This window comes from Rothia sp. P5764 (assembly GCF_048512965.1).
GTDB lineage: Bacteria > Actinomycetota > Actinomycetes > Actinomycetales > Micrococcaceae > Rothia.
Genome location: NZ_JBLXXQ010000006.1, coordinates 1 through 12,732 on the forward strand (window position 1 = coordinate 1; position 12,732 = coordinate 12,732).

General features: G+C 50.1%; 9 protein-coding genes. 1 reads left to right on the forward strand and 8 read right to left on the reverse strand.

From position 1 onward, the window contains the following. Window positions 1-172: 172 nt before the first annotated feature. From ACN08Y_RS08780 to glf, 7 genes are all read right to left on the reverse strand, one after another. Window positions 173-1,108 carry a type II secretion system F family protein gene (locus tag ACN08Y_RS08780; RefSeq protein ID WP_419110610.1) on the reverse strand — a complete coding sequence of 312 codons (936 nt, stop codon included), beginning with the start codon at window positions 1,106-1,108 and terminating at the stop codon, window positions 173-175. Beyond that, window positions 1,105-1,959: a type II secretion system F family protein gene (locus ACN08Y_RS08785; RefSeq protein WP_419112434.1), complete on the reverse strand. Its 855-nt coding sequence runs from the start codon at window positions 1,957-1,959 to the stop codon at window positions 1,105-1,107. Before ACN08Y_RS08785 ends, ACN08Y_RS08780 begins: the two co-directional genes overlap by 4 nt. Next, entirely contained in the window at window positions 1,959-3,200 is a 1,242-nt protein-coding gene (locus tag ACN08Y_RS08790) for a CpaF family protein (RefSeq protein ID WP_419112435.1), read from the reverse strand. Before ACN08Y_RS08790 ends, ACN08Y_RS08785 begins: the two co-directional genes overlap by 1 nt. A 318-nt stretch (window positions 3,201-3,518) precedes the next feature. Beyond that, on the reverse strand, window positions 3,519-4,274 hold the full coding sequence (locus tag ACN08Y_RS08795; RefSeq protein WP_419112436.1) for an ABC transporter ATP-binding protein: 756 nt from the start codon (window positions 4,272-4,274) through the stop codon (window positions 3,519-3,521). 26 nt (window positions 4,275-4,300) lie between these two features. Next, on the reverse strand, window positions 4,301-5,182 hold the full coding sequence (locus ACN08Y_RS08800; protein ID WP_419104283.1) for an ABC transporter permease: 882 nt from the start codon (window positions 5,180-5,182) through the stop codon (window positions 4,301-4,303). Next, the gene (locus ACN08Y_RS08805) at window positions 5,179-7,167 is read right to left on the reverse strand and encodes a glycosyltransferase (RefSeq protein ID WP_419112437.1); all 1,989 of its coding nucleotides are present in this window, start codon (window positions 7,165-7,167) and stop codon (window positions 5,179-5,181) included. Before ACN08Y_RS08805 ends, ACN08Y_RS08800 begins: the two co-directional genes overlap by 4 nt. A 9-nt stretch (window positions 7,168-7,176) precedes the next feature. Further along, window positions 7,177-8,364, reverse strand: coding sequence for a UDP-galactopyranose mutase (gene glf / locus ACN08Y_RS08810; RefSeq protein ID WP_419104281.1), 1,188 nt, complete (start codon window positions 8,362-8,364; stop codon window positions 7,177-7,179). A gap of 731 nt (window positions 8,365-9,095) precedes the next feature. On the opposite strand from glf, the gene ACN08Y_RS08815 reads away from it, so the two are divergent. After that, window positions 9,096-12,353 (forward strand): FtsK/SpoIIIE domain-containing protein, encoded by a 3,258-nt coding sequence (locus tag ACN08Y_RS08815; protein WP_419112438.1) that lies wholly within the window; start codon window positions 9,096-9,098, stop codon window positions 12,351-12,353. Here the strand turns inward: ACN08Y_RS08815 and ACN08Y_RS08820 are convergent. Next, window positions 12,340-12,618, reverse strand: coding sequence for a hypothetical protein (locus tag ACN08Y_RS08820; RefSeq protein WP_419104279.1), 279 nt, complete (start codon window positions 12,616-12,618; stop codon window positions 12,340-12,342). The two genes, ACN08Y_RS08815 and ACN08Y_RS08820, sit on opposite strands and share 14 nt — an antisense overlap. Between the last annotated feature and the right edge of the window lie 114 nt (window positions 12,619-12,732).

Below are 12,732 nucleotides of genomic sequence, written 5' to 3' on the forward strand. Positions count from 1 at the left end.
GTCATCATGGTAACCATGACCCAGCCCGGAACGTCGCCGCGTTCAGTGTCATCCTTGGTGTCAAGGGGCGCAAATACTGCAAGCAGAGCCTTGATGTAGGTGTCGGTGAGTAGCTTCTTCATAGTGTTTCTCCTCTATGGGTCTGCCCTAATAGGCAACTGGTGGATAAGGTCTAAAAATTAAGGTTCAGGAGTGATATCCCCGGGAACATGGCAAAGAGTACAGTGAGGGGGAGGATAAGGAAAACAACTGGGGCCATCATGCCGATTTCTTTTTTCCCAGCTGTCTCCATGAGCTCCCGCTTGGCATTATCGCGGACATCTTGAGCCTGGGCTCTCAGCACATCGGCAAGCGGCGTGCCTCTCTCGATAGCGACAACCAACCCATCTACAAAACGGGCAAGAGCGGCTACTGAGGTTCTTTGAGAAAAGTTTTGTAGTGCAGAGACTAGAGGCTCCCCCGTACGAGTCATGGCAAGAATCTCTTTAAACTCCTGGGCAAGTTCTCCGTTGGAACTCCTCACCACTCTTTCAAGTGATCCTAGTGCTGATTCACCGGCAGTAACGGATAGGGCCATAAGTTCAGCAAGTGCTGGGAATTCGGCCAGCATCGCTTTTTCCCTTTTCTTAATTTGCTGACTTAGCCAGTAGTCCCGGCCAAGATAGCCACTCATCCCTGCCAAAGCAATAAGAATAAGACCGGGGATAAGTCCGATTTTCCCCTGTGCTGCCCCCAAGGCCACAAGACATGTGCCCATCATGAGAGCAGAAAGGCACCAAAGTACCTGCTGAACCCGGTATTCAGCGATAGTAAGGCCACCCCCGAGCTGATCTATTCGCTTTTCAAGACCGGCCAGGTCAAAGCTTGAGCTGCCGACAGCTTTATAGGCTTTCTCAACCCAAGGCCCCAGCAAGCTCATGCTTGCACCGTACAGCCCCTCAGGTAATGTCGCATAGGGTTCAGAGCCCCGGTTATTGCGTAGCTCGGCAGCCCGAAGTTGTGGCGCAATACGATCAGAAAAATCTTCAGTTCGGTGCCTAGTAACGCTTGAATACACAAGCCACATTCCGGTAGCGAGCAGCATAGCTAGAAGCAGTGCGGAGTTCATAGTAGAACCCTCTTTTCTTCAGGCAGAGCGCCAATCCTCATCATCAAGCGATAGGCAATAACTGTCAGAGTCAGGCCCCCACCCAGCACCGCAAAACCGGCAAAGCTGTTATAGATACGGATAGTGCTGGGCTGGGTTGCCATCAGACAAAGAATCACCCACGGAGCAACACAGGCTAGACGCGCCGCATTGATTGTCCACGATTGCCTAGCTTCAAGCTCAGAACGCGTCCTACTATTCTCACGTAAGAAGCTAGATAAAGTTCCAAGCAATCTACCCAGGTCGGTACCGCCCACCTCACGCGTTACTTTGAGTGCCTCGATAATATTGTCAGCTGTTGGGTCACTCAGCCGGTCTTTCAAACGGTTGAGAGCTGGCAGGAATTCACCACTTGCACGATAGTCAGAGGCAAAAGAAGCAAATGCTGGACGCAAAGGTTCTGGGCCTCGATACTGAAGCTGCATAAGGGCATCTGGTAGTGACATACCGGCGCGAATAGCGGACCGGAGATGATCCACAGCGTCGGGCCAGAGATCACGGAGCTGGGCCTGGCGCTTATTTGCCCGGTGCTTGACCATCATGCGAGGTGCAAAAAATCCCACAAGCCCTGCCAAGAGAGACAAGGGAATCAGTGAGGTGAGCGCAAAGATAAGAACAAGACCTAGAAATCCTGAACAGGTGGAGAGCGAGTAGAACATGCTCACCGTTACCTTTTCAAGATCAGCCTGCCGTAGGAGCTGCACGAGAGCTGGGATTGGACGAGGCTTTTTAGCTTTGGGCGGCAGATCCCAAAACGACATATAGGTTAGCAAGCCGCCAAACCCAAGGCAGATACCGAGAAGAACACCCATCAGTCTGCCTCCTCAAAGTTAAGAAGCTGGTCAGGCACAAAACCCGCATAGTGGAACTTCTCGGGTGAAGGAACCTCAGAGGCCACGCATATCAGTCTGTCACCATCACGTTTGAACAGAGTAGTTGTTTCGATAACCCCGTTCTCAACACGGTTACCAATTGCGATAATTTCCCGGACCTGCCTTTTACCATGCAGGTCTCGGGTACAGTGAACAACGAGGTCAAAGCAGGATGCAACGGTCGGAACGACAAAGGAACTTGAGATGTTCTCCCCCGCAAGAAGAGGTAACGTACACATCTTGGTAATTGCATCGCGTGCTGAATTTGCGTGAATCGTGCACAGACCCGGTAGACCTGAGTTCAATGCTATGAGCATATCGAGTGATTCGGCTTCACGGACTTCACCAATAATCAGCCGATCAGGTCGCATACGCAGTGCTTCCTTAACCAAACGTCTGAGCGGAATCTCCCCTTGGCCTTCGAGGTTTGGCTGGCGGCATTGCATATTCACAACATCGCGTAGCGGAATCTTTAGCTCAAAGATTTCCTCACAGGTAATAACGCGCTCGCGCATACCAATCGAAGCAGCCAGGCAGTTCAGCATGGTCGTTTTCCCAGACTGGGTAGCCCCAGAGACCAGGACATTAAGGCCGCTAGCAACTGCCGCATCAAGAAACTTAGCAGCGTCAGAGCTCAAAGACCCCAGCTTAACCAGGTCAGTCAATCTAGTCGCCCGGGCAATAAATTTCCGGATGTTGATAGACCAGTGTTTTCTGGTGACATCAGGAATAGCAACATGCAAACGGGAGCCATCTGGTAAAGAGCTATCAACAAACGGAGTACTAAGGTCTAGGCGGCGACCAGAAGTTTTAAGCATCCGCTCAACCAAAGCCCTAATCTGTTCTTCGCTGAGGATCAACCCGGTGAGCTCCGATTCGCCGGCACGGGCTACAAAGACCTCAGTCGGTGAGTTAATCCAAATCTCCTCAATGGACGGATCATCAAGATACTGCTGAATTTCACCAAAACCGCAGACACGGTCAAACAGGGTATTAACAAGCTGGTCAGTTCCTTCAATCCGGGGAACCAGCCCACGCACCATCTGTTGCTCATAAGACCGCAGCGCCTTGTAGATAAGCTCTTTCGCTTCATTCTGCTGGGCTAGCGGGTCGATACTGCTCTTGCGGATTAGCTCACGCACATCAGACTCAATCAGACGCTCGGCTTCTGTGAGACCCATGAGCCATCACCTGCGCTTCCTTGCAACTCGTTGCTACGTTCATCAACAAGATACAGTTGATTAGTGTAAACAACCAAAGCATTTCTCAGCTCACCTGTGGATAACCCGCATCAGGCACAGTCCTAGGAAAGCAATTAAAATTTGTAAGAAGTAGCTGACTAGGCGATACTCGCGGTTCAGCTAGTCAGGCCTCCCGCCCGCGCCCTCCCTTGTGTGTGACGTAACATTTGGGCACACAATATGTTACTCACTAGTAACAACACAGAAAGGTGCCCGCCGGACATAGATCCTGCGGGCACCTTTACCAGGGCAATCGAGCTACTGGTTCTTGGCTCTCATGAACTCAATAGCCTGATCAATCGGGCCGTCAAACTCCTTAGTACCGTGATCCAGCACGACACCGCGCTCACAAATCTTAGCCACCAAATCAAGGTCATGGCTGACAACCACCAGGGTCTTACCCTCGGCACTGAGCTCCTTAATCTTGGCAATACACTTCTTCTGGAAAGGCTCATCACCCACCGCAAGAATCTCATCAACCAAGAAAATCTCAGGGTCCGTATGCACAGCCACAGCAAAAGCTAGGCGCAGATACATACCCGAAGAATAGAACTTGACCTCGGTATCAATAAAGTCACCAATCTCTGAGAAAGCAACAATCTGATCGAATTTCTCTTCAATCTCTTCCTTACTCATGCCCAGGATAGCTGCGTTCAGGTAGACGTTATCTCGCCCGGTCAGATCCGGGTGGAAACCAGCACCTACCTCAATCAGGCCAGCAATACGTCCCCCAGCCAAGATGCTACCCTCATCGGGGTGCATCACCCCAGAGATCAGCTTGAGCAGAGTCGACTTACCCGAACCGTTATAGCCCAGCAAAGCTATGCGCTCACCCTCACGGACCTCCAGCGAAACCCCGTTGAGAGCATTAAACTTCTCGTTGAGGTCCCCTTTGCGCCCCTTAATCAGCCAAATAAAGGCCTCCTTCATGGAGCGGGTATGCCTTAAGACAAAGCGCTTAACCAGCGAATCAACTCTAATGACAACGGGTGCGTCCGGAGCGACCGGTGGCAAATCAAATTTCCTTATATCCACATGAATCAGAGCTCCTGGGCAAAATTACCCTCGAGCTTACGGAAAAGCGTATCGCCAATCCACAGGGTAACCAGTGATATAAGAAGTGCTATAGGAACCCAGAAAGTCAGCAGGTGCGGGGGAATCTGGGAAGTTGGCAGTAGCGCGGCATCAGCCGATAAGGTGGGAATCCAGAAGGCGTAGTGGAACAACTCAACCGCGACGGTAAGTGGGTTCATCATATACACATTGATAACCCAAGGATAGAGAGTATCGCGGACCATCGTCCAGGAGTAAAGCACCGGTGAGAACCAGGTCGCCACCATCAGGAGCATATCCACAATATTCTCTGAGTCGCGGAAGAACACATTAGCAACACCAAAGATAAGACCCAGGCCAGCCGAGAACAGCATGATGATAGCGATTCCCACCAAGGCGGCACCAATCTGCTTAAGGTCAGGGCTCCAACCGGCAGACAAACAGGCAACAAGAAGTACCACAATTTGGGGTACGAAATGAATTAGCGCGACCCAAACCGTTGAAACTGAGAAGAGTTCACGCGGAAGGTAAATCTTCTTGATCAGCGCCCCGTTAACCACCATTGCTTTTGCCCCGTTACTAAACCCCTCCGAAAAGAAGTTGATGATAACCATACCGGAGAAGAGGTAAATGGCGTAGTGCTGCATACCGCGCTCAAGGCCCAGGAAAAGGCCCATGGCGACATAGAAAACACCGAACTGTACACCGGGTTTGATATATGACCACAGGATACCGAGAACGGAGCCACGGTAACGAACCTGAATCTCCTTATCAACCAGGAGTTTGAGCAGATAACGGTTGTGGAAAACATCGCGTAGTCCTCTACCGCGCCCTGGGGGCAGTAGGGAAGTAGTCTTTACTGCGTTCATCGGGTCAGCTCAGACTCCGTATGCTTCTCAAAGGTCTTAGCCCAAGCTTCGTAAGAGGAAATATCTTTAGCCTTAGCACGATATATTTTGCTGAGCTCGTCCCAATTAGCATAAAGGGCGGCATGCAATTTAGTTGCCTCCAGCATTTTTTGTCGGAGCATCTCCGGGTCCCTCTTGTACCATGAAACTGCTGACCCATCCGCATTCGATACAATCGCGGAGTCATACTGCGATGTTCTCCACCAACGATTATCCTGATGCGCAATATGAACCTGAGGGCGCTCCCTCAGTTCAGCGTTTACAGGCACTACTGTCTGTCTAATTACCGTCTTAAGGGTCCAAGGCAACAAAGACCTGTAGCTAGGTGGGGCAAAGCCTCGACCCTTACGAGGTGGCCTGGTTTCCTGAGGCCGCGGTAAATCATCAATTTCTTTAACAAATTGTGTCTCGGAATATTTAGAAAGCATCTCCCTAATTTCCTTGATTCTTACATCAAGAATATCGTGAAGTTGTTCAGGACCTGCTAAGACATCCTGAAATGCCTTAATCCGCCCTTCCTGGGTCGAGTACTGCATAGATACAAGATGCCTAAAATCGGCAAAGACAGACTCTTTCAGAAGGCGCCCCCCCTTACGGTAGGGAGAATGCAACAGGGCAGCAATCAGTCTGTTACGCTCATGGAAATATGCTTGCCAACCGACTAGGTCGTCTTTATCAACCCATGAAACATGCCAAACTGCGGCACCTGGTAAAGAAACGGTGTTATAGCCAGCTTTCTTCGCACGGTAACCGTACTCTGCATCATCCCATTTAATAAATACAGGGAGCGAAAGGCCAATTTCCTTAATTACCTTCGTGGGTATTAAGCACATCCACCATGCATTGTAGTCAACATCAATACGGCGGTGGAGCCAGGGGGAATTTTTAAGGTTCTTATATGAAAAATTGAAACCAGGAACTAGCGAGTCGTGAGCAGGCTCCCAGAAAAAACGATAAGGATTAATCTTCTCACCATAAGTATGCAAAACAGTCCGGTTGTTAAGGTCAAACATATGACCTCCGACTAGAGTGGGATTCTTACAATAATCTCCAAATTTAATAGATCGGAGGATTGACTCCGGCTCGATTTTGACATCATCATCTAATAGCAGAACATAGTCGGATTCATTTTTAACCGCTTCGAACATCCCACGCGCGAATCCCCCTGAACCACCCAAGTTAGCCTGGTTGATGATTCGCAATTTACCTTGAAGTTTCGATGCTATTGATTCAAAGTCGGGGTGATCCTGAACTTTATCTGAGCCCTGATCTACTACCAGAACTTCCTTCAATACTTCCAAAACCTCAGGACTTTCGCCCAAAGATTTCAGATTTGATAGACAGTAACTGACTTTATTCATCGTTGTTATCTGAAGCGTAACTGTGCCAGCCTTTACCCGTTCGGTATCAGTAGTCCAACGAGCATAATTTAGCTGAACAGGAGTAGAAGAAGCAACGATCTCGAACCAGTACCACCCACCATCGCCAAAGGCATCTAAGGGTAGTTGTACAGACATAGTTGTCGCATCATGCAAGGGAAGCGACTTTACAGTTTGAACGTTTCCCCATGCATTAGATTTGTAGATAAACAGTACGCCATCGCCATCTGTAGAAAAATCTAAACATACATTTTTAATCTTTGTCCAGCGCTTCCAATAAGATGCTGGGAAAGCATTAAAATATGTAGCAAACGAGGTACGAGTATTTGGATTAATTTTAATCGAGTAGCGACTTGTCGGGTTACCTACTTCGCCGCTTTTGAAATCAATAGAAATATTTTCATGTGGAGATTTATTTTTCAGCTCTTGTTTAAAATCTGTTTCGCGCTGATAAAGAAAACTTGTATCAGCATCCGACTGAGCACCACCATAGTCTACATATAATGGTATTGTATCATTATTTTCGATTGTGGGGAAAACAACATTTAGCAAAGTTTCTTTAGTCATCATTACTCCTTAAGCCTCAATACCGCCGGAAACCATTTTTTCGCCCTTTTCAAAGTGAGGGCGTAGCTTATTATCAAACATCGAGAGAGCTGCGCCGATTGCCATGTGCATATCGAGGTACTTGTAGGTACCCAGGCGTCCGCCAAAGAGGACGTTCTGCTCGCCGCCAGCTAGTTCACGGTAACGCAGAAGCATATCACGGTCAGCGCTGGTATTAATCGGGTAGTAGGGTTCGTCGCCCTTTTCAGCGAAACGTGAGTATTCACGGTGGATGACGGTAGCTTCCTTGGTGTAATCACGCTCGGGGTGGAAGTGGCGGAATTCGTGGATACGGGTGTAGGGATAGGTTGCATCGGGGTAGTTCATCACAGAACAGCCCTGGAAGTCCTCAATATCGAGCACTTCTTCTTCGAGGTCAATAGTGCGCCAGGAGAGGTTGCCCTCTGCATAGTCAAAATAGCGGTCGACCGGGCCGGTATAGATAACGGGTACTTGGCCGAGTACCTTAGAACGTGAGTATTCGTGGCCTTCTTCAAAGAAGTCAGTATTGAGGTGAACCTCAATATTGGGGTGAGCTGCCATGCGCTCGAGCCAGGCGGTATAGCCGTCTACGGGCAGGCCCTCATACTTATCGTTGAAGTAACGGTTGTCGTAGTTATACCGCACCGGTAGACGGGAGATGATTGAGGCAGGAAGGTCAGCTGGGTCAGTCTGCCACTGTTTTGCAGTGTAGTGCTTGATGAATGCCTCGTAGAGGGGGCGACCAATCAGGGAGATGCCCTTATCGTTGAGGTTCTTGGGGTCAGTACCTGCTAGTTCGCCTGCCTGCTCCTGAATGAGGGCCTTAGCTTCTGCCGGCGAGTACGCTGCATTGAAGAACTGGTTGATAGTACCCAGGTTGATGGGCATGGGGTAGACGATACCCTTGTGGTTAGTGTAGACACGATGGGTGTAGTTAGTGAATCCAGTAAATCGGTTGACGTATTCCCATACGCGCTCGTTGGAGGTATGGAAAAGGTGGGCACCGTAGCGGTGAACCTCGATACCGGTACGTTCTTCGTTCTCGCTATAGGCGTTACCACCGATGTGGTGGCGCCGGTCTAGCAGGGCTACTTTAAGACCGAGTTCGGTTGCAGCTTGCTCTGCGATGGTCAGGCCGAAGAGACCCGAGCCTACGACTACAAGATCAGCGTTCACTTACATACTCCTTGTTAGGGGCTGCACCGTCTGGTGACGGTGGAACCGTGCTCTGCTACTACAGCGTAGAAGCTACTGGTCGTACCAACCCGATTATTGGGTAAATACAGTCACCTATAAAATTACCGGATAGCGGTCTGTCTCGCTCACAAACAGGCTGGGAAGTCTGTGTGATTATTCCCCATTCTCACCACATGTGCTGTGAGACTGTGATGGCTGGCTCCAAAAAAAAATTTTTTATGCCACGGGGAGTCACAACAATTGATGCGGGTTGTTTCTCTGTTTTCTTTCCTTGTCATGCCACATAATCTGGTGTTTGATACGGAGCCATGGAGCTTTTATTACATGTTCAGCAACCTCAGGGAAACAGATACAGAGTTATCCGTTTGCACTGCGAGGGGAAGGTGACTGGCGAAGATTGCCGCAGAGGCCTTGCCTCCCTTTGGGGGAGCTCTCAACAAGCCACCTGGTTCATTGCGGGTAAAGATATACGTGATCTGGTCCCTGGCCAGCCGCCCTTGATCAACCGAGCTATACTGACAACAGCACCCCATGCAAATTTGAGCGAAGTTACCCCAGATGCTGAAGCTCCTCTATTTGAGCTTAGGGTTCTGCACGGCCCAGATTCACAAACAGCTTTCCCTCTCACACGCGGGAAGTGGCCAGTAGGTCGCCAGGCTCCGCTCCTGAGAATCCAAGATCCTGCGCTCTCCCCTATCGAGGGATATTTTTTGGTTCAAAGTACCGGTATCGTCTACCGAGCCGATCACCTTGAACAGAAAATAAACCCCGGAGAAGTGTTTCAGCTGGGCTCCAGCATCTGTTCGATAGACCCCTGGGATAAGCAACCCCTATTATTCCGGGACCCGGAGGCAGTCGAGTTAGATGTTCCTGCCCCCCGTTCCAAACTAGCCTTGGTCCTCATGGCTGTTCTGCCCATCGGAATAGGTTGCCTCATTGCTTGGTTCACAAAACTCTGGTTTATTCTACTGATGGCCTGCGGCTCTTCGCTCCTTATGGTGATTCATGCCTTGTCACAGGGGAAAGAGAGCGGCAAGTTTCGCCGGCTAGTTGCCGAAGCGGTCACCAATGAGCAGGCAGCTATCCAAAAGTTTCGTGGCGTCAGGTACCTAGCCCAAGGCTCAGGTATCGCCCTGGGCAGAGGAACCAGGAAAGCACGTATTCAAGGAAAACACCGGGATATAGCTGCTGTTCCCCTCCTGTCGAGCACCCCCTGGCTATGTTCTGCACAAGAGCTCAGTGATGTAGCGGGGTCGCTACCTACCGCAACCCAACGCTTGGCTCTATGTCAGCTGATCAAGACAGGCCTACCGATCTATGTTCTGATAAGAGGACAAGAAAACTCTGAATATCTCCGCTTGGTTGAGCCCTTAGTTACCTTTGAACACGTCCAGCTCATCGATTCGGATCAGCTGCCGGGGCTACAGAATGGTTTGCTTATCTGTTCGACTCCTGTTCCTGATACGTCTGACGGTCTTATGCAATTTGTTCTAACGCCCCAAGCTAGCACCCGAATCCTACAAGTGCCCGGCTGGGACAAGCTATTTTTGGACGGGATTTCTACTGAAACCTATACCTCACTTCTCTCCCAATCCACTGGTAGAACTACTGCCTCACGGTCCGCTCAGACAGCTGACTCCGCAACCTCAGAGATACCATTTTTTGCGCCCCCTGCCTGTCAAAGAAATCTGCCTGAGAGCTTTCCGACTCATGACCAAGATTTATCCATGTATGTTGGTCAAGACCTCGATACTCACCAAGATATTGCGCTAGGCCTTACAAGACATGGGCCTCATTTTCTCTGCGCTGGAACGACGGGATCGGGTAAGTCTCAGTTACTCCGTACTATGCTCTGGTCCTTAGCCCTTGGCAATAGCCCACGACGCTTGTCTTTAGTCTTGATAGATTTTAAAGGCGGTGCCGGTCTTGGGCCCCTCGCATATCTGCCCCACACCAGCCTTTTTATCTCAGATCTAGAAACAGCGGCTCTCCAGCGGTCCCTCAAATACCTGAAAGCTGACCTCACAAAACGTGAGAAGCTTTTTCGTTCTCTTGGCGTGAGCTCATACGAGGACTATCAATCTTTACGGTTTGGGCAAAAGCAGTACCCAGAATTCCCGGAGGTCATGCTGTGTATTGATGAATTTCGAATGTTAGTGGACAGTTTCCCCGACATTATGAATGAAATAATGCGCATAGCCACCATCGGACGTTCCCTGGGTTATCACCTCATCTTGGCAACACAACGCCCTCAAGGCGCTATCTCACAGGACATCCGGACTAATATCTCAACGGTTCTTTGTCTCCGGGTGAATTCCAGTCAAGATTCTTACAACATTCTTGAGTCTGATGATGCTGCTACTTTGCCAGCCAGTAAGCCTGGCAGGGGCTTCATAAAAGATTCGGAAAATAGGCTCATCGCCTTCCAAGCACCGTTGCTGACCGGATTTTACAGCCCTGACAGTAGAGCGCACTGCTCAGCAAGTTTTGTGCTGGAAGAAAATAAGGGGGCATACACAGGAGCCTGTCCCATATCAGACCAAAACTTGAGTCAGTTCAATGCACAACTAGAGCAGGTCTATGGCTCTTCTGCCTATACACCGGTGCTTCCCGAACTTACCCCGACCACACCACCAGAAACCGATCACCAAAACCTTTTTGGTGTTGACCTGGGAACTTTCGAGATACCAGAGAGCAGTTACCAAGGCCGGTTCTGGTGGTCCTCAGAAGACGGCCCTCTCCTGATGGTGGGCAACCCCATTGATCGGGCTGAACACCTGAAAAGCACCTTGATCCAGGCGGCGGATAGAGGATACGCCATAGTCTGTTGCACTGCTTCTGAGCAAGGTGCGCAGGAGCTGCGTACAGCCCTTGGCTCATCTGAGGCAATCAGTATCTATTCGCTTCAAGATTTAGAGTTTATTCGGTTCATCTTGGCCGATATGGCCCAAAATTTCCCGCACAGAACCCTGCTCGTTATTGACGGGTTGGATAGCTTTCTTGAGAGTCTTATTCGTTACCCGCTCTCTGAATCTCATCTCCTTGAGATTCTGCAGCAGGCAGCACATCACCAGATTTTGACCTTGTGCACTTCTCTTGCTGTTCCTCGAGGAAAATGGCAAGCCCTCTTCCCCTACCTCGCTTTTACTCAATCTGCGGTAAAAAATGACCCTACCCGTTCCACCAGTAAAACATACAGCCTTCCAACCGCAGGGCAGTTTGCTCTTGAAGGGCCTCTTATTGAACAACACGGTGGTCCGAAAGTGGAAGCGGGGACGCTGTGCTGGTCACTGGCACCAAGTGGAAAGGAGAGGTTGGATACTGTCGCTTTATCAACCGGGCTTTCCTCCCGCTGGAAACAGCTCCCAACTCTTTGCACTGTCGCGGATATAAGTCTCAAAACCGATAAGCCCAGGAAGAGGCTTGCGATAGGTCTGGATCGTTGGGGAAAAGTCGCCACTCTACCAGAGACGCGAGGAGGTTTCATGACTATTAGCGGTCCTCGGGGATCAGGTAAGACAACCTGCCTCAAGGCCCTCGCTACGCTCAACCGTAGCTACCCCATGGTGTATATCCCCGCTGGACCAAGCATCAAGGTCGACATTCTTAGGGAGACCATCGATAGATTCGAGGACTCCAAGAGACGCCCAGTACTGCTCATGGATGACATCGACAAGCTTAGCCACGATGTCCAGCATCTCGTACTCTCACGAAAGGAAGATTTTGAGCTGGTACTCGTGGCCTACACGCCCTGGCCCCGATGGAGTAGTTCGCCCATCCTATCTGCCCTTAATGGCACTGCCACAGGCATCGTTTTACAACCCGAAATCGCTACAGACCTTAGCTTCTACCCTGGACATGACCTGCCTCTTGACCTCAAAACGATGGGAAAGGTGCCACCGGGTAGAGCCGTTATTATTGAGTACTCAGACTGCTACCCAGTCCAAGTTGCGTTTACCGAGGGGTAACAGTCACATAATCAACGGTGGATTTTGCGCATACCGCAAGAATAACCACACCGCTCAAGATAGCCGCCCCAGCCCCGATGAGTAGCTGACCGCCCAGAGCGGTTTGTATTCCGATAATAAAGGCAAACAGTTGCCAGACCAGGACGAGAGGTTGCCCGAATCTGCGCCCCTGTAGGAGAGCATATGCCCCTACTGCCAGCGCTAAGGTAACCATTAGGTAGAAAGCGGCGATAACTAGCGTGGTTCCCCTATCTGCTGAATCCATAATTCCTAGCCCAGTCCTAGCAAGAAAATAGATCACCTGTCCCAACGATATTGCAAGGGTAATTTTCACGCTCAAAGGTGCACCGTGAAGAAGCTGTTTCATGCTGTGAGACTT

Excerpts from the sequence above, each read along its gene's own strand:
- ACN08Y_RS08780 (WP_419110610.1), bottom strand. The coding sequence starts at position 1,108 with ATGAACTCCGCACTGCTTCTAGCTATGCTGCTCGCTACCGGAATGTGG.
- ACN08Y_RS08805 (WP_419112437.1), bottom strand. The coding sequence starts at position 7,167 with ATGACTAAAGAAACTTTGCTAAATGTTGTTTTCCCCACAATCGAAAAT.
- ACN08Y_RS08785 (WP_419112434.1), bottom strand. The coding sequence starts at position 1,959 with ATGGGTGTTCTTCTCGGTATCTGCCTTGGGTTTGGCGGCTTGCTAACC.
- ACN08Y_RS08820 (WP_419104279.1), bottom strand. The coding sequence starts at position 12,618 with ATGGATTCAGCAGATAGGGGAACCACGCTAGTTATCGCCGCTTTCTAC.
- ACN08Y_RS08800 (WP_419104283.1), bottom strand. The coding sequence starts at position 5,182 with ATGAACGCAGTAAAGACTACTTCCCTACTGCCCCCAGGGCGCGGTAGA.
- ACN08Y_RS08790 (WP_419112435.1), bottom strand. The coding sequence starts at position 3,200 with ATGGGTCTCACAGAAGCCGAGCGTCTGATTGAGTCTGATGTGCGTGAG.